12 protein-coding genes are annotated in these 17518 nt (G+C 58.1%); 11 read left to right on the forward strand and 1 reads right to left on the reverse strand.

Annotated elements, in window-relative coordinates:
* The 4 genes from RAD16_RS24270 to epsC all read left to right on the forward strand — a co-directional run bounded on the left by RAD16_RS24270 (position 1) and on the right by epsC (position 4588).
* Positions 1 to 1332 carry a hypothetical protein gene (locus RAD16_RS24270; protein WP_458160370.1) on the forward strand — a complete coding sequence of 444 codons (1332 nt, stop codon included), beginning with the start codon at positions 1 to 3 and terminating at the stop codon, positions 1330 to 1332.
* Positions 1332 to 2441, forward strand: coding sequence for an acyltransferase family protein (locus tag RAD16_RS24275; protein ID WP_458160371.1), 1110 nt, complete (start codon positions 1332 to 1334; stop codon positions 2439 to 2441). The genes RAD16_RS24270 and RAD16_RS24275 overlap by 1 nt, the downstream gene beginning before the upstream one ends.
* Before the next feature lie 177 nt (positions 2442 to 2618).
* Positions 2619 to 3911, forward strand: a complete 1293-nt coding sequence (locus RAD16_RS24280) for an oligosaccharide flippase family protein (protein WP_458160372.1) — start codon at positions 2619 to 2621, stop codon at positions 3909 to 3911.
* 80 nt (positions 3912 to 3991) lie between these two features.
* Positions 3992 to 4588, forward strand: a complete 597-nt coding sequence (gene epsC, locus RAD16_RS24285) for a serine O-acetyltransferase EpsC (RefSeq protein ID WP_458160373.1) — start codon at positions 3992 to 3994, stop codon at positions 4586 to 4588.
* Between the two features lie 25 nt (positions 4589 to 4613).
* On the opposite strand, the gene RAD16_RS24290 is transcribed toward epsC, so the two are convergent.
* The gene (locus RAD16_RS24290; protein ID WP_458160374.1) at positions 4614 to 4871 is read right to left on the reverse strand and encodes a serine O-acetyltransferase; all 258 of its coding nucleotides are present in this window, start codon (positions 4869 to 4871) and stop codon (positions 4614 to 4616) included.
* A 1232-nt stretch (positions 4872 to 6103) separates the two neighbouring features.
* Here RAD16_RS24290 and RAD16_RS24295 point away from each other — a divergent pair.
* The 7 genes from RAD16_RS24295 to RAD16_RS24325 all read left to right on the forward strand — a co-directional run bounded on the left by RAD16_RS24295 (position 6104) and on the right by RAD16_RS24325 (position 17487).
* The gene (locus RAD16_RS24295) at positions 6104 to 9472 is read left to right on the forward strand and encodes an RHS repeat protein (protein ID WP_458160375.1); all 3369 of its coding nucleotides are present in this window, start codon (positions 6104 to 6106) and stop codon (positions 9470 to 9472) included.
* 326 nt (positions 9473 to 9798) lie between these two features.
* Entirely contained in the window at positions 9799 to 10935 is a 1137-nt protein-coding gene (locus tag RAD16_RS24300; protein WP_458160376.1) for a glycosyltransferase, read from the forward strand.
* 311 nt (positions 10936 to 11246) lie between these two features.
* Complete coding sequence (locus RAD16_RS24305; RefSeq protein WP_458160377.1) at positions 11247 to 12257, forward strand: polysaccharide biosynthesis/export family protein; 1011 nt, start codon at positions 11247 to 11249, stop codon at positions 12255 to 12257.
* 232 nt (positions 12258 to 12489) lie between these two features.
* A complete protein-coding gene (locus tag RAD16_RS24310; protein WP_458160378.1) occupies positions 12490 to 13713 on the forward strand; it encodes a glycosyltransferase in 1224 nt (407 codons plus the stop codon).
* Positions 13714 to 13729: 16 nt separating this feature from the next.
* The gene (locus RAD16_RS24315) at positions 13730 to 15139 is read left to right on the forward strand and encodes a hypothetical protein (RefSeq protein ID WP_458160379.1); all 1410 of its coding nucleotides are present in this window, start codon (positions 13730 to 13732) and stop codon (positions 15137 to 15139) included.
* Between the two features lie 36 nt (positions 15140 to 15175).
* Complete coding sequence (locus tag RAD16_RS24320) at positions 15176 to 16330, forward strand: glycosyltransferase family 4 protein (RefSeq protein ID WP_458160380.1); 1155 nt, start codon at positions 15176 to 15178, stop codon at positions 16328 to 16330.
* A gap of 320 nt (positions 16331 to 16650) precedes the next feature.
* Positions 16651 to 17487: a glycosyltransferase family 2 protein gene (locus RAD16_RS24325; RefSeq protein ID WP_458160381.1), complete on the forward strand. Its 837-nt coding sequence runs from the start codon at positions 16651 to 16653 to the stop codon at positions 17485 to 17487.
* Positions 17488 to 17518: the final 31 nt, after the last annotated feature.

A 17518-nucleotide genomic window follows, 5' to 3' on the forward strand; every position in this document is an offset into this window, starting at 1 on the left:
ATGGATCAACCGACGACGCATCTCGAAGACCAAAAAATCGAAGACCAAAAAACGACGTCTGCGACCTGGACGCTTCCAACCCTGGAAGGTCTCGCAGTGATCCTGTATTTTGGGCGCGACGCCTTCGCTGGCGTGGTTCGATATTATGCAAGTCGTATGCATCTCGACCCGCTTTGGTTTATTCCGGACATCTTCGCATTCGCCTGTATTGGCGCCTTCTTCTACAGGTACGCCGTCAAGGGAACGAACGTTCTCGCAATTCTCTTCCTCTTATATGTGGTGTTTGCCCTGTTCCTGGGTTACGTCTTCCTCGGCGAAGTCAAGGGACTGGCTTCGTCCATCAAGATGATCGCGCCGGCCTTTGTTGGCTTCTGCTTTTGCGGCCGCGAGTTCAAAGATCAAAAATTCCTCCTGAAGCTCATCTACTTTCTCTTTTTCGCCTCCATGCTCGGCATCCTGTGGTCTTCTCACACACGCTTGCCGTGGGTCGCCTTCTCGTACGAGTCTTTCGGCGCGACACGTACTGCCGCGCGGCTTTGGTGGACCGACGGCGAAAGCCGTGTCTCCGGGTTCGCCGCCGACAGCACCATGGCAGCCTATTTCGTCTTGATTACCTACGTCTTCACCTCCGTTCGAAAAAGCGTTCTGTGGTGCCTCCTGTGGGCCGGACCTGCCCTTTATGCGATCCATCTTTCGACGAACAAAACAGCGATGGGCGTCCTGGCGATCTATATCGCGGCCCTGCTATTCGTCCGCGCATTCAACGAAAGATATCGGTTTGCCGCACTTCGCTCGATCGCTCTTTGGTCGTTCGCTTGCATTCTGATCCCCGGAGCGCTGATGCTGATGTTCAGCGGCACGAACCTCGCGAGGATCGCAAAGGGCCTCTACAGCTTGCAGGACCGCATCAATAACAGCTGGCAACTGCCCTTCGTATACATGAACGACCTCATGCCACTCGGCTATTTCACGGGCTGCGGATTGGGGTGCTTCAACTATCCTCAGCAGCTATTTTCGAACAAAGTCAGCTACTACGTACCCGTGGACAATTTCTACATCGGTACGTACCTGATGTTCGGTCCGATCTTCGTGCTCTTCATGGTATTCGTCATACTCGCGGTGGCGAGAACACGGGACATCTACAAGCTCACCGTGATCTTCGTCATGAACTTCTACACCATTACGGTTCTGGGCTATGGACCCGCCAGCGGCCTCTTGGTCATCACCATGGGATTTAGCGAAGTATTTGGCCGGAAATTGAAGTCACGCACGTTAAGTGCCGAATCCAATGCCATCGGACGGCAGCCGCTTCTAAGGGTAGCGAGCGGTTGATGATGCTCCCCAGATTGCGCGACAAGCGGGTAGATCCCGTCAGGACGACATTTGCCGAGGGAACCAATCGCTCCCACACGAAGCAATTCGAACCCTCAATTCAAGGCTTGCGCGGCCTTGCAGCCTTGAGCGTATTGCTCGTCCACCTCTATGACATGCCGATGCTGGCCGGCTTCCTTCCAGCCATGCCGTCGTGGCTGGACGCGATCGTGGGAACCTTCGGCCGCGGGGTCGAGGTGTTCTTCATGATCAGCGGCTACCTCATTCCGGCGAGCCTGGTTCGGCACAAGTTGATTTCGAAATTCTTTTACGACCGATGCCTGCGCATTCTTCCGGTGTTCGTTACCTTCCACCTCATCCTTTTCGCCATTGGCCCTTTGGTCGGATACAAATTCTTCAAGGACATCGACGCGCTGAACTATCTGAAGATTTTCCTCGCCAACCTCGTTTTCCTTCCGGACATTCTTAATCTTCCTCTTGGCCAGCAGAACGCCTGGACCCTCACCTACGAGTGGGCCTTCTACATCTGGTTTGCGATCGCGTTCTATTTCGCACCGCGCTCGCTGGCGGCCACGGCGCTCGTGGTCGTCGCGGGCTGCGTCGCCATGTTCTATTTTCCCATCACCGCCTATTTCCTGATTGGCCTCGTACTCGGGGCAATCGAGCTGCGCATCAGGGCACAGGGCTTGCCTGGGCTGATATTCAGCGTCGCCTGCCTGGCATTGATGTATGCCATGCTGGAGTATGTACATCCGTTCGCAGGACTGATCCCGGCGTTCTTTCTGTTTTCGACCGTGTTGAACCCGGGCTCGGCTATCGCGCAGTTGCTGTCGAAGGCTGCACCGCAATTTGTCGGCAAGATCAGCTACAGCCTCTACCTTGTTCATCCCTTTGCGCTCTATCCGCTCCAGGTCATCGGGAGCAAACTGGTTGCGCATGGGTATTCACCATGGGCCATCTGGCCGATGTTCGTGACGATCGGCTTGCCTCTCTCGTTCGTGGCGTCGACCATTACGTACGAGCTGATCGAAGTTCGAATGAGACTTGCCATCGCGGCATTCCTTGGAGATTCCAAACCAAGGTCCCTCGCCGAAGCACGGAATGATTAGCCGCCCGACCGATGGGCGGGCAGCGCATTGCCGGAACATAGCTGCCGGTGCGCTAGCCTGCCCAAGTGGCTATCGGATGCTTCGAGTTGCACAACATTGCATCTCCCAGCCAACCGCCGTCGACCCCCCTCACCTTTGACAGCGTTTGCACGATATGCTTGGCCTTCGCGGTCGCGGATGAAGACGGTTCTGACAATGCGCATACCTCGGAAATTGATTGCCCTCACGAATGTCCTCATTCGATCCGCGACGTTGGGGCTCCGTTTCTTACTTTCCTTCTACATCATCAAATATCTCGGGTACGACGCGGCCGGCGTCTACGGGCTCACGGTTGGCGTGACGGGCATTACGCCGGCGTTGATCGGCTGGGGGCTGAACTATTTCGTCGCCCGCGAGGTCGTCGGCATGTCTCCGTCGGAGGCAGCCTTGCGGGTTCGAAATCGCCTGTTCATCACGATCGTCTCGCTGTCATTGGCCACAGTGGTGATGATCCTGCTGTCCTATTTTGCCCAACGAACGAGTGCCGCTCTCTTCGTGTTGATCGCCATCCTTGCCTGGCTCGAAACGATTGCGCTCGACTTGCACCTGCCGCTGATCGGTCTGGGCAAAGCCCTGGAAGCGAACATTCTCGTCTTCATACGCTCCGCAGCCTGGGTCCCCTTCATCGTTGGTCTCGGCCTGGCCTTCCCGCAACTCCGCTCGATGGAAGCGCTGTTGGCGGCCTGGATCGTCGCCAACGTACTGGCGCTCATCCTGCTCGGCGTCATGGCGCGGCGATGGGATGTGGGCAGGATATTCAGCAGCCAGATCGATTTCGATTGGATCATCAACCGGCTTCGACGATCTTGGCACATCTATATCAGCGACGTCAGCCTAGTGGGGTTGATGTATCTTGATCGATATATCGTTGGAATTTTTCTCGGGTTGTCGGCAACCGGCATCTACACCTTCTTCTGGTCGCTCAGCAATTCGTTGCAGACGCTGGTCTCGACCGCCGTCGTCCAAACAGCCTTGCCAACTCTGGTGAAAGCCTTCGCGAGTGGGGATCGCTCCGCCTGGAAAAATGCCATCACGGTCGAGTTCTACAAGGTGATCTCGATTTCCATCGGAATGGCGCTCGTGATTTTCGCGGCGAGCGAAGTCGCGCTGCGTTACATGTCGATGCAGGGCTTGAGTGAGCATCACGGGCTCTTCCTGCTGCTCCTTGCCGCGTCCGTTCTGCGTGCGTGTTCGGATCTGGGAAATGTCGCATTGTTGAGCACGCAAAAGGATAGGTCATATGCCGCCATCAACATCATCGGGGTCTTTCTTTCGACCGGCATGACCTGTCTTGGCGTCGCATTCTACGGCCTCTCCGGCGCAGGCGTGGCGATTTTTGTCACCGCCATCATCCTGTTTCTGATGCGGGTCTGGCTGCTCGCGAGTCTCCTTCGGCCCGCTGCATCGCCCCGCCCCGGAGGCGATGCCTGAGCCGATCAAACGGCCTTGCGCCGCAAAAGAAAGACCTTAAGCTTGCCGGCAGCCAGTGCCGCATCGCGGAGCAACTCTCTATGACTCGAACGACGAAAATAGCCGACAAGATCAGGGAGGATCTTGCGCATTACGCCCTGCGGGAACACACCAGCGTCAGCCCCGCCTTTGTTGCACGCATGTTCCTGTTGACCCCGGGATTTCAGTTCGTGCTGGCTCTGCGCATTCAGGAGGCGCTGTTTCGGATACCGCTCATCGGCAGGCTGCTGCGCCGCATAGCCTGGTGGGCCTCGTGCCTCTTCTTCGGATCAGAGATTGCGTTGGCTGCCGACGTGGATGGAGGACTTTACGTCCCCCATCCATACGGAATCGTCGTGGGGGCCAGCGACATCGGAAAGCGCGTCACATTGCTGCAACACATCACGATCGGCCGAAAGGACCACACGGATCGAGGACGCCCTCGGATCGGCGATGGAGCCTCTTTGATGGCAGGCTGCGTCGTGGTCGGAGACATCACAATCGGTAGCGGCGCAATCGTCGGCGCCAATTCAGTCGTACTGAAGGACGTCCCGCCCGATTCCGTGGCGATCGGCGCTCCGGCCAAAATACTGCGGCGCGCCGACGCTCCGATCAGCGCCAAGGGCGAATTGCGGGACGCAGGATCCGAGGTCGCCTAGGATTGCGGGACGCGTGATGAGCGACTCAACCAGCCCTGGCTTTTGATTTGTCTGCTCCGACGATCCGAGCGGGAGCTCCTGCCACGCAGGCATGATCGGGAACATCGGCCAGAACGACTGAATGTGCCGCGACGACGGCGTTACGTCCAACCCTGATCCCACCCAGCACCGTTGCACCGGTGTAGATCACTGCTCCGTCTTCGATCGAAGGGTATGCCGCGACGTCTTGCGACGTGCGGCCAAGCGTAACACCCTGATAGATCGTCACGTCGTTCCCGATCACGCTCCCCTCACCTATGACGACGCCGATCGGATGCGGCAGACATAGTCCGGCACCCAGCCGGGCCGTGACTGAAATGTAACACCCATACGTCGTGATCGTACCTCGCCAAACAAGCCGTGACAAAACTCTAGCCAACTTGCCGCCGCCATTCAGCCGGCTCGCGAGCCGTGCGCGCATGACGACACAAAAACCTGGCGATGTGACGAGAGCGATCGCGGCCCCCAGCCAACCCTCGCGCGCGGCGTTTCGCGAGAGATCTCGCCTCCAAGTGCTCATTCGTAGCCTCATATTCTCCGGTCGACCGATCGCGCCTGATGTAACAGTTCCTAAGCGCTCTGAACGCCCCGCGATCAGTCACAAGTACCTTGTAGCACCGTCGTTTGCCATGTTTGTAGCGTACTTCGTAACCATTCCGCGGTTGATCCCGCTCTCATGATGTCAAACCAAATCGGCAGAGTGCGCCTCGCGCCTTGAGCCAGCCGGACGCATCAGGTGCCTAAATTGAAGGCGCATCTGGCCGGCGAGGCTTGAGCGAATGCGCGGTGGCCCCCGGAAAGCGGCGGCAAGGCTCTGACAATAAGGCTCCGACGATAAGGCCTCATCGATAGCACAGCGCTGTCGCGCCGTCGTTCCGCCGCGCCGGTTCGCGATCCGCTCGCGCAATGTCATTCGATCTAGCGCCGGTCCGAGGTGCTCATCATCCAAACGACGGGGCTTGTATGGCGCCCCATCGGCTCCGCTGCTTCCATCGAACGGATAAACCGAGGTCCCGCGCTAGCCGGATGATCGGAACAACAGTGGCCCGTCATCATGAGAAGCGCCCCTGGAACAAGACGGCCACAACGTGAGCTTCATCCGGTCGTGAATCCGACAAGACGGTTCTAAACGACTCGTTAGCAATCGCGCTTCTGCGTCCGAAGCCGATCTCGGCAGCATGGTTCGCAACAAGCTAACGACGCTCGTCGACTGAGCCCGCTGCCGCACAATTCAGCAGAAACAGACGAACCCGTCCGGAGTTTTACGGACCGAAGAAACATTCGTCTCTCGCTGATGACGAAGCTGATTACAACAACGGCAATTATCACGAGGGAACTGCGCGTTGGTTCCGAGACCAACGACAATAGTTCCGCACTCGAACACGCGACGCCGCAAATTTTACATTGTGCAAGCACGGAATATTCCAACTTGCGTGAGACACATCGTGAAACACTCGAGCTTGGAATTAAGTCGCGATGGCAACGTCCAGCACATCCTCCACCGTCCTTTCGGCCCAGGCCTTTGTTGCTTCGATCGCCGTCAATGCTCACTCGGCCTATTCGAGTTCCTCTGCTTACGCGTCTTACGGCAACTCAAGCCTGATCCTCGACGACCTGCATTATCTCGGCGTCACCACGATCCGTGACGCGCTCCCCGCGGATCCGAACGCAACTCCCGTGGTCAATGCGCTCGCTGCCGCCGGCGTCAAATTCGACTTCGTGGTCTCGTCCGAGCTGCCTGCGTCTGGCGCGGCGGGAATTGCGCAGTTCATCGCATCGCTCGACAGCTTCGTCGCGAAATACCCAAGTAGCATCGTGGCAATCGAGGGGCTCAACGAAGCGAATATCCAGGCCTTCAGCTACCACGGCAGTTCGTCGATGGCCGCGGCCGCCCAGTTTCAGAAAGATCTCTACACAGCGATCAAGGCGGACGCACATCTCGGTGGCGTCTCTGTCTACAATCTGACCCTTGGCCTGAACGATTCGGCCGCCTACGCAAAGCTCGGCGACCTCTCCAAGTACTCCGACTATTCGACGTCCCACGCGTATGTCGCAACGTCGACACCTGAGAATTACGGCATTCAGTACGGCGTTAACGTTGCCGCAACCAGCTCGCCCGGTAAGCCCTCCGTCATCACCGAGACCGGCTACGCCACGCTCGCGAGTTACTCCGGCCTCGGCGTTGATCAGCTCGTGCAAGCCAAATCGATCCTGAATTCCCTGGTCGATGCCTTCAAGGACGGCGTCAGCAAGACCTACCTCTACGAGCTGCTCGACCACGGCAGCAATTCCGACCCGGAAGGACATTTCGGCCTGTTCAACGCCGACGGCACTCCGAAACTGGCCGCAGCGGCGGTTCATAATCTCACGACCATTCTCGCTGACGACGGGAGTGGCGGCCGGACGCCGACGACGCCACTCACCTACACGATCGACAACCTGCCGACGAGCGGCAACAGCATGGTCCTCGCCAAGAGCAACGGCGCGTACGAGCTTGTCGTCTGGGCCGAGCCGCAACTCTGGAACGACGCAAAGGACGCGGAGATCTCCAATCCGACGACGCAGGCCAAGGTGCACCTCGGCAGCGTGCACAAGACCGTCACGATTTATGATCCGTTGAACACCAGCAAGCCAATCGCGACCTATACCAACGTCCAGGACTTTACGCTCCCCGTCAGCGACCACCCGCTCATCATCGAGATCGACGCGCCGACCGCGTCGACAACCGCGCCGGCCGGCGCGACCGATGTCGTCGCCACCTCGGCGATGGTCGTGGCCGATCTGTCGGACCTCAATGCGGCCGGAACCGTCAAATCCATCACGTTGACCGACACGCACGTCCTGACGGTGTCGTCGAAAGCGACGATGGACTACATGATCTCGCACTACGCCGGCGTGCTTTCCACGATCAAGGGCGGATATTCGTTCGCCGTGACGACCTCGGCTTCCACCTGGAGCCTCACCGAGAACTACGACTCGACCGGCAAGCTCACATCGACCGACCAGACCGCCTACCAGAATGGCCTGACCGCATACGATCTGGTCACTTATGCCGATGGGACGACCGCGGCCTCGAACTTTGCCAACGGCGTCAGGACGAAGACCACGGTCACCCACACTGATGGATCCAAGGACGTCACCGTTTACGGGATCACCGGGAAATCCTACGTAACGATGATCACGTATACGAATGCATCCGGGGTCGTCGTTGAAAAGACGTACATCAGCGCCGACGGAAGCAAGGTCGACGATCGATTCAACTCTTCGGGCACGCTTGTCTCGGAAACCAAGATCAGCGCCGACGGCTCATCGAGCACGACACTGTTCACGAACGGCGTAAAGACGGCGGCCTTTGTCACCAACGCCGATCACAGCAATGATAACTCCTTCTACAACATCAAGGGGCAGAGCTACGCATCGGAAGTCCAGCACGTGGATGCCGGCGGATCGGTCTCGTCGGTCGTCCGCAATTACGCCGACGGAACGCTGGCCTACACCGAGATCCACAGCGCGGATGGCACCATCACCTCGGCGAACTACGACGCGAAGGGCGTAAAGGTCGCACAGGCCGTCACGCACACCGACGGAACAAAGGACATCTACGCACTTAATATCCAGCAGAAGTCCTACGCGTCCGAGCACAGCCACTTCGACACCGCGGGCAACCTTACGCTGTTCGAACGCTTCCACGCTGATGGCAGTTACGCCGAAAAGGTTGCGACGCTCGGCGGCACGACCGTTACGGACAGCTACGATTCGAAGGGGACGCTTGCGAGCGAGACGGTGGCCAGGGCAGACGGCTCCGCGACGACGTCGCTCTTTTCCGGTGGCGTCACGACCAAGATGTACGTCACCTATGCCGACCACAGCCAGGATAACTACGCCTATAGCGTGACCGGCCAGTCCTACGCCAACATCGTGCAGCACGTCAGCGCCTCCGGCCAGCTGACCTCGATCACCCGTACGCACGCCGACGGCTCCCTGGAATACACCCAGGTCATTGGTGCGGACGGCACGAAAACCAGCACCCAATACGACGCGCATGGGACGAAGCTCGCTCAGACGATCACCCATTCCGACGGCTCATCGGTCAACGACACGTTCAATGCCGCCGGTCAGATCACGCAGGACGTCGTCAAGAATGCCGACGGCTCCTCTTCGACGTCCCTGTTCGTGGATGGCGTGAAAACGAAAATGTACGTCCTGAATGCCGACCATAGCCAGGACAATTTCGCCTATGGCGTCACCGGCCAATCATACACGAACATCGCCCAGCACGTGGACGCCGCCGGGAAGCTGACGTCGACGACGCGCACCCATGCCGACGGCACGCTCGACTACACGCTGACGACCGGCTCGGACGGAGGCACGACCGCGACGTACTACGACGCAAAAGGCGTCATGGCATCGAAAGTCGTTACGCAGAGCACCGGAGCCAAGGATGTCTTCACTTTCCTGTCGAACGGTGTTCAGGACAAGACCTACGCCGCATCGGGCGTGCTGCTGAAGACGGACCTGCTCAAGACCGACGGCACGCATGTCGAGACGGCAAACACAGCCGGCATCACACTTCAGGGCGGGAGCGGAAACGACATGTTCGCGTCGGCCGGTTCAACCACGTTTGTGTTTGACCGGGGCAACGACCAGATCCAGAACTTTCATGCGGGAACGGCCGCGGATCACGATGTCATCAAGATCTCTCAGTCGCTGGTCGCGGACTACAGCCATCTGAGCGCCACTCAGGCCGGCGCCGACGCCGTAGTTCATCTGGGCGACGCTGGATCGATCCTGCTCTCACACGTCAATGCGGCTCAGCTGGCGCACGACAACTTCCTGTTCGTGTAAACTGAAGACGGCGCAGGCTGCTTCTGCGCTTTTCGGCCGCGCCTTTCCAAAACGCGTCCCGCGAGGCACGCTACGGGCAAAATATAGGCGCCGCCTGCCGCGAGACGCCGCACTTTCGGGTGCCGCTTCACGACAATTTCGCCAGAGGCAAGAAAAGCAGACCACGGAGATCGTTCGTGGCCATGAATTGCCACAAATTTCAATCTTAGTTGGTCTCTGCCAACAAGAGGTTCTTGCTATCGCCTTGCGTGTGAACGCCAATGCGGAATATGGTCAGAATCTGAGTGTTATGTGGATTAGTATGTCTCTATCAAGCCACTTTTCGAATGACGCATGATTTCCAGGGGCTGAGAATAGTCCATATTGCCGAAACGGTTCGCGGTGGAATCGCAACCTATTTCAATGAACTGCACTCCCTTCAATGTCAGACCTTCGGTCAGGAGAATGTGCATTATCTCGTTCCGTCGGACCATAGGGACGATCTGATCGGAATTTCCGACGCGAACATCGTCGCCTTCGATCGATCGGGTCGCAACTTGGCCAGCCTGATGAGGCTGGCTCTGGAGACGATGCAGCAAGTACGCGTTACTCGACCAGACATTGTGCACGTTCATTCCACGCTGGCTGGTATAATCGTGCGCATCATGCTGATGTTGGTTCGGAACCGGCCCGTGGTGGTCTACTGTCCTCACGGCTGGGCCTTCTCTCGCGACACGTCGCGGTTGAGCAATTATGTCGCCAAGCTGGCAGAGTGGTTGCTGGCCAAAGTCACTGACCGGATTATTTGCATTTCGAGGAACGAATACTCTGCCGCGCGGGACGCCGGCATCCCGGAGAAGAAACTCAACCTCGTTCTCAGCGGAATGCGCAATGAGCGCCTAAGTGTCGATGCCAAGACACCGGACTGGAGCACACCGAAGCTGAAGGTGCTTTTTATTGGGCGCCTTGATCGCCAGAAGGGCTATGATTTCCTCATTGAGGCCGCCCAAGAGCTCGATAGCACGATCGACGTCCGAATGATCGGGTCTGCAGTCGTCAATGAGGAAGGCGACCACGCCCTGCCTCCAAACGTCACACTGCTCGGCTGGCTCGCGCGCACGAGTATTGAGGCGCAGCTCAACCTGGCGGATATTGTCGTCATCCCGTCACGTTGGGAGGCCTTCGGGTTTGTCGCGCTCGAAGCGATGCGGGCGCATAAGCCGATTCTGGCATTTCGCGCCGGAGCCCTGCCGGAAATCGTCGAGAACGGAGTTACCGGCTTGATTTGCGATCCTGTCGGGCCCCAAGCTCTCGTTACGGGCCTGAAAGAAGCTGCACGAATTGATCTGCCTGCGCTTGGCGAGGCGGGCTATGAGCGTTTCGTTTCCATGTTCAGCGTCAGCCGAACTCACGAAACGCTGCTCAAGGTTTATGCAAGCGCACTAAGGTTAACCTCTAAGCGGCTGTCAGAATTGGCGCTTTGACGCAGGGCCACGTGGCCCAAATACAACAACGTCAGCCGAATCTTCCTTCCCGACATGCCCGAGCGGTTGGTCCGAAATCTCGCACCTGCTAAGAGGTATTTAGGCGAGAATTGAGAATAGGAAGCGCTTTGTTACAGTCATTTCTAAGAGTATCCCCGGCGCTTGTTGTCTCATCGTTGTGCCTTGCGGGCTGTGGAGGATTCACTCCGCAAGATGCACCGAACAGCGCCTCGATTATTGCAAATGCAGCGCTGACGACGGCGCAGAGCCCGCCGCTCCCCTACGCCCTCCTGGCCGTGGATCCCGGGATCATGAAGTGGGCAAATTCCATCAGTGATCGCGGTGGCGGCTCCTTCAGCAAGTTGCCGGGCGGTGACTACAAGGACATCACGATTGGCGTGGGCGATATCGTCGCCGTGACGATCTTCGAAGCCCAATCCGGGGGCCTCTTCATTCCCAGGGAAGCCAGCGTAAGGCCGGGCAATTTCGTTGACGTTCCTCGCCAGCAGGTTGATCAGTCCGGAAATATCACGATTCCGTATGCAGGTTCGATCAAGGCCGCCGGGCTCACCGCCCGCGCCGTTGCGGACATCGTGCGGGAGCGCATCAAGAACCGCGCCATCGACCCGCAGGCGGTGGTCTCGGTCGTCGAACAGCGCGGAAATCAAATCAGCGTCCTTGGCGAAGCCAATGCGCCATTGCGCTTCCCGGTCGATCCGGGCGGCATTCGCGTTCTGGGTGCAATCGCGCGCGCAGGCGGTCCGAAAAACCCTGCGTGGGAAACGAAGGTCAGAATCAAGCGCGGAGGCCGAACCTATGTCGAGACGATGAGTTCGATCGTCCGGCATCCCGAGGAAGACGCCTTCCTTGCGCCAGGGGACGTTGTCTATCTGTCGCGCGAACCCCGCGTTTTCATGGTCTTCGGGTCTACACCCTCGCCTGGCTCCATCGGCGGAACGAACAACCGCAGGTTCACGTTTGAAAACGACACGATGACCCTTGCCGAAGCGATCGCAAAGGCAGGCGGCCTGGACGGAGCCCGGGCAAACTCACCTTCGGTGTATGTCTTGCGGCTTGAACCGAGAAACCTCCTGAAGTCGGCGGGTATCGATGTCGAGCGCTTCAGGGGCGAGCTGGTACCCACCGTCTACAATTTCGATTGGAGCAAGCCGGACGGAATGTTCTTTGCCGACTCGTTCCAGATCCGGGATCACGACGCGATTGTCGTATCTGAATCTCCGAGCACAGAGCTGATCAAAATCTTCGCCCCGCTGATCGCCGGAACCGATGCGGCTGTGAACATCCAGACACTGACGCGATAACGGGCGTTCACACTGGGTGAAACCCGCACGCAGCGCTGCAATTTTTGCAGCGCTGCTCATCACTTCAATATCCCTTGAGTTGTGCGCGGCTCGGCTGCCGCGGTTTCGTTTTGACTTGGCGGTATGCCGGGTATTTGGCCTGGATACTGCAAGATGGCCCGCGCGCGTCATAAAAAGGCGCTGGGTCGGCGGCTAAACGAGCCAGATCCCTTGTCATTTGGAGCTTGAGAGTATGCGCATTTTGGTCGTCTCGGCCATGTTCCCTCCGAACGTGCTCGGTGGTGCTGAAATTTCCGCATTCAACCTCTCATCTTGGCTTCAGAAGCAGGGACATGAAATCGGCGTACTCACGGCTGCAAAGTCGCCCGCAGAGGAGAAGTTCGGCGAGATCGTCGACGGCATGAGAGTCTGGAGCATCTATATGCCGCGCCCATACCCGATATTCGCGCAAGGCGCGGTTGAGCAGAAATATCTGAAACCCATCTGGCATCTCCAGGACCATCTCGATCCACGCAACCGAAGCACGGTTGCCAAGGTGATCGAGGAATTCAGACCCGACTTCTGCAACGTCCACTACCTCACGGGGATCGGCCACAATGTGCTTTCCGAGCTCGGCAAGCGCGACATTCCCGTGATGTACGTGATGCCGGACCTCGCGTTGTCCTGCCTGCGTTTGACCATGTTTCGCGATGGAAAGACGTGCGAACGACAATGTATGCCCTGCAAATTATCGGCGGCCTTGAAGCGCAGCGACTTTCGCTCGGTTCGACGTATCGGGTTTTGCGCGCCGTCGCGCGCAAATCTGGAACGCAACGCCCGTTTCCAGGCGCTTGACGCCTATCCAACCGCTCATATCCTGAACGCCAACAAGTATCCGGCGCCGACCGTTACGAGGCCCCCCTCGGCCACGGTGCGCTTCATCTACGTTGGGCGTCTGCACGCGGCCAAAGGTGTCGACATGCTGATACAGGCCGCCGACACGATTCAAGATCTGGATTTTTCTCTCACGATCGTCGGCGGCGGCGCGGAGGAAGAGGCGCTACGGCAGAAATACGATCAACGCCCGCGCATCGAGTTCACAGGACACGTGCCACTCCAAGAGGCCATCAATCGCATAGCCGGAAGCGACGTCCTCTGCATTCCGTCCATATGGCTGGAGAATTCTCCGGGTGTCGTCATCCAGGCACTCGGCATGGGTGTCCCCGTCATTGGCAGCGAGGTCGGAGGCATCCCCGAGCTGGTTCAACACGACGAGACGGGCCTGCTTGTGGCGCCGGGGGACATCGCGGCCTGGAGCAACGCCCTTAAGCTGCTGGTCGTCGACCGACAGCGCCTCAGTAAATTTCAGCAGAATGCCACGAGTCGCGCCAATGAATTCGATCAGGATTTCATCGGCAAGCGCTATGTCGAATTCATGGATCGGATCGTGAATTTTGGGGGCCTACCGGCGCAGTGACGAGGAGCCATCCAAAATGACATTTCCGGCCTTAACCCGCGTCGTACAGTTACTTGCCGCGGCGGTATCCGCGATAGGCCTTGCGCTCATCTTCGCACAGCCCGCGACGGCAGAGACGAAGATGATCGTCTTTCCCCATCGGGATGCACCGGCAGCGGCACCACGACCGATCATCTATGGCGCAAACATCCACTATGGATTGCGACGGACGCTCGGTTATAACTCGGTCGCCCAGGGCATCAAGCAGCTCAGCGACATCGGCGCGGTCTCTTTCCGCGATTACCTGCCCTGGCAATCGTTCGATTTCAGGTCTGGGGCTCCGTCTCTCGTCTACTCCGAGCGACTGATGAGTTTTCTCCCTCAGTCGAAGTTCAAGCCGCTCCTCAACCTTGGCGGCGCCAACAGTCAGGTTCCGGGCGGCGTCCCTCCCGTCTCCGACGAAGGACTGCAATACTTCAATCGCTATCTGGAGGCAGTCGTCGAAGCCACCAAACAGTACGACCCGATGTACGAAATATGGAACGAATGGAACATGTACATCGGTACGGGACCTCGTGTGCCGCGCTTGCAGGGCGCCGGCGACACGAGCGATCCGCGAGCCGCGGTTCATTATGCACGCATTGCGAGAACCGCGGTCGATACGATCAAGAAGACAAACCCTCATGCAATCGTGATTGTAGGTGCAGTCGGCGACGACACTGATTGGGTGTGGGCACAGGCCATCACGCGGCATGGCGCGCTCGATCACGCCGATGGCCTGTCGGTCCACCTCTACAACCAATGCGCGAGATTGGTATCCGATCGAACGGCCAAAGAGATGATCGTTCGCCTGGAAAAACTTCAGGACGCGTTGAGAACGATCAGAAATGGGCAGCAGACTTCCATCTATGTCACTGAGTTCGGCTGGCCGACCTCGCAAGGCAATTGCGGCATGCCACTGGACGTTTCTGCTTACAATTTCGCCCACTTCGTTTTAGAGAGCGCCACGTTACCATGGCTCAAGGGAGCGTGGATGCACGAGCTGAAGAACATTGGGCCAGATCCAGTGGATCGCGAAAACAACTTTGGCCTCTTCACATTCGACGATCAGCCGAAGCCTGCCGCCTGCTTCATGCGCGAGGCTGTAGACTTGGTCAAATCGGCCAAGCTGCTGGAATTGCGGGAGCCGTTTCCGGATGTCTTTGTGTTACGGGCCATCTCCGCCGGACGACAAAAAGTCGTGCTCTGGACGTCAGGCCCGTTCAAGCGCGCGAATTTCAGGTTCGACGCTCCGGCGTTGCACGCCCGCATGATGTGTGGCGACACAATACCGACAAGCCAGCCTGCCAAGCTGGGAGCGCAGCCCGTGGTCTACGAATTTGATCAAGGCGCTCAAATCACCGTAGCCGTGGATACCGGAGAACTCCCCGCTCAAGGGACGAAGTGAATCGCGTGACTGGACGCTGAGGCAATACGAGTTCCGATGCTGCTGTACTGCAAGACACTTATTTCAGAGCTGCGCAAGAAGAAGCACGGCGCAGCTCGATTGTGGTTCATCGGACCGATGCCACCTCCCTTACACGGGCAGTCCGTCTACAATACAGCGCTAGTGGAGTTTCTGCGCCATTATCGCGTGCCGACATGCCTGCCGCTGGGTGGAACCAGATCAGAGAAAATCGCGGGTGCGCTGCTGTTGCCGCTGATCATGCTGTTCTTCGCCCGCCGCGGAGACGACGTCTATACCTCGCCACCCGGCCAGGGCGGCGTCTGGGCATTTCTACTCACAATAGCAACACTGCGCGTTCGCCATCTCGACCACTACGTGCACCATCATTCCTTTCGGCCCATCAATCAGTCTCCGGCACTGACCGCAAAGCTGCTGACCGGTGTCGGCGGAAAGTACCAGCATCATATTTTCCTATCGGACGGAATGAGAGAACGATATGCCGCGCTCTACCTGAGCGGCCAGCAACAATCTCAAAGCCTGGTGCTTCCCAATTCCTTCTTATTTTATGAGCCCATAGACGATATGCCCGAACGTTCGGGGCCCGTCACACTGGGACATCTCAGCGTGATCACTCGCGAGAAAGGCATTGTCTACCTGATGGAGCTTGCCGATCGAATGTTTCAGGTTCGAGGCGATTTCCGTTTGGTGCTGGCCGGTCCGGTTCGTGACCCTTCCCTCAAGGAAGAGATTCTCGCATTTTGCGCTCGCCACCCCGACAAGGCTGTGTACCTGGGACCAGTTTACGGCAAGGAAAAAGCAGCCTTCTATCGGGCAATCGATATCTTCGTTCTTCCATCGCGTCTGCTCGACGAAGCCGACCCTCTCGTCTTGCTTGAGTCCTATAGCAGCGGCTGCGAAGTCGTGGCTTCGAGCACCGGCTGTATTCCCGAGCGGATTCGCGCAGGAGACAGACTCCTGTCCTTTGTTCCGAACGACGACTGCACCTTGATGGGTCGCATCATCGATCAATGCAACGCGGATAGAGGAGGCGTTTCCTCAATGTGCGTCACGCACGCCCGGCGGCTCTATACGGACGCACGACAGGCAGCCATCCGGTTTTTTGACGCATTGTCGATCTCGATTCCGGTCAACGCTTTCCCCGATCGGTCCGACAAGGTTCAAAAGTTGTGAACATGTCTGGTGCCCGCCCAACTTGCCCGACGCCGCTGACATGGCGCATGCGCGACAAACCGAAAGGCGATCGCGCAAGAACGATCTGCATCAAATTCATGCAGAGGATGACACTAAAAGAGACGCCTCGCGACGGCGTTTGTTGCACGGTGTTCCAGGGAATTGTGATATGAGCCGAGACCTAAAGCCATGGAAGGCAGCGCGCTGATGACCGGCACCTCAGTTAGCCGGAACGTCAGCATGATGTGTCCATCCCTTCTGGATTGTTCCGCCCGGATCGATGATTTGCTACAGTTCTCTCTCTGCAGGAAGTTCGCTCTATGAGCTGCCCGAGTAAGCTCCAGGCGATCATCGTCAACTTCAGAACCCCTCAACTGACCATTCGCTGCATAAAGTCGATGCTGGAGCATCGCGTGGTGGACCGGGATGGCGTGCTGGTCGTCGACAATTGTTCCGGCGACAATTCGCTCGAGGAAATTCGCAAGGCTCTGCCCGACATCCGGACACTCGCCGCCGACCGCAATGGTGGGTTTGGAGCCGGCGTAAATCTGGGCGTGGCGAAGACGACTGCCGACTATCTTCTTATCCTCAATCCAGACACTTATTTCGAATTCAACAGCGTCGCAGCCGTCGTGGACTTCATGGAGCACCGTCCCGAAACCGCGTTGGTCGGGTTGGACCTGGTCAATCCCGACGGTAGCCGGCAGTATTCGGCTCGCCGCTTTTACTCGGTGTTCGACGTCCTCGCCCGGCGGGTGGACTGGATCGGGGCGATGGTGCCTCAGCGCGGCAAGAATCACCTGATGATGGACGCTTGGGAGACCGGGGAGCCATTCGACGCGGAATGGGTCATGGGGACCGGCTTTGTCGTCAGGCGTTCCGCATTTGAACAAATTCAGGGAATGGACGAGCGCTATTTCCTCTATATGGAGGATGTCGATCTCTGTGCCCGCCTCTGGCGAGCGGGATACAAGATCAAGGGCATGCCCGGCGCCAAGCTGGTGCATGACCATCAGCGATCAAGCGCTGCCGGTCCTCTCACGTTTGCCGGCAGGACGCATATTCACAGCCTTTTTCTGTTCAGGTCGCGATTTGCGGTTCCGCTATTCCGGCCACCGGGCGTCGGCAAAATCATGAAGCGAAGGGCTGAGCATTAAGTGTTCGGCATCTTCACGCCACGACTTGACC

The organism is Bradyrhizobium sp. 18BD (assembly GCF_054185225.1).

Bases quoted from the DNA above. Each gene is read 5' to 3' on its own strand.
- RAD16_RS24270 (WP_458160370.1), top strand. From the start codon at position 1: ATGGATCAACCGACGACGCATCTCGAAGACCAAAAAATCGAAGACCAA.
- RAD16_RS24275 (WP_458160371.1), top strand. From the start codon at position 1,332: ATGATGCTCCCCAGATTGCGCGACAAGCGGGTAGATCCCGTCAGGACG.
- RAD16_RS24280 (WP_458160372.1), top strand. From the start codon at position 2,619: ATGAAGACGGTTCTGACAATGCGCATACCTCGGAAATTGATTGCCCTC.
- epsC (WP_458160373.1), top strand. From the start codon at position 3,992: ATGACTCGAACGACGAAAATAGCCGACAAGATCAGGGAGGATCTTGCG.
- RAD16_RS24295 (WP_458160375.1), top strand. From the start codon at position 6,104: ATGGCAACGTCCAGCACATCCTCCACCGTCCTTTCGGCCCAGGCCTTT.
- RAD16_RS24300 (WP_458160376.1), top strand. From the start codon at position 9,799: ATGACGCATGATTTCCAGGGGCTGAGAATAGTCCATATTGCCGAAACG.
- RAD16_RS24305 (WP_458160377.1), top strand. From the start codon at position 11,247: ATGAAGTGGGCAAATTCCATCAGTGATCGCGGTGGCGGCTCCTTCAGC.
- RAD16_RS24310 (WP_458160378.1), top strand. From the start codon at position 12,490: ATGCGCATTTTGGTCGTCTCGGCCATGTTCCCTCCGAACGTGCTCGGT.
- RAD16_RS24315 (WP_458160379.1), top strand. From the start codon at position 13,730: ATGACATTTCCGGCCTTAACCCGCGTCGTACAGTTACTTGCCGCGGCG.
- RAD16_RS24320 (WP_458160380.1), top strand. From the start codon at position 15,176: ATGCTGCTGTACTGCAAGACACTTATTTCAGAGCTGCGCAAGAAGAAG.
- RAD16_RS24325 (WP_458160381.1), top strand. From the start codon at position 16,651: ATGAGCTGCCCGAGTAAGCTCCAGGCGATCATCGTCAACTTCAGAACC.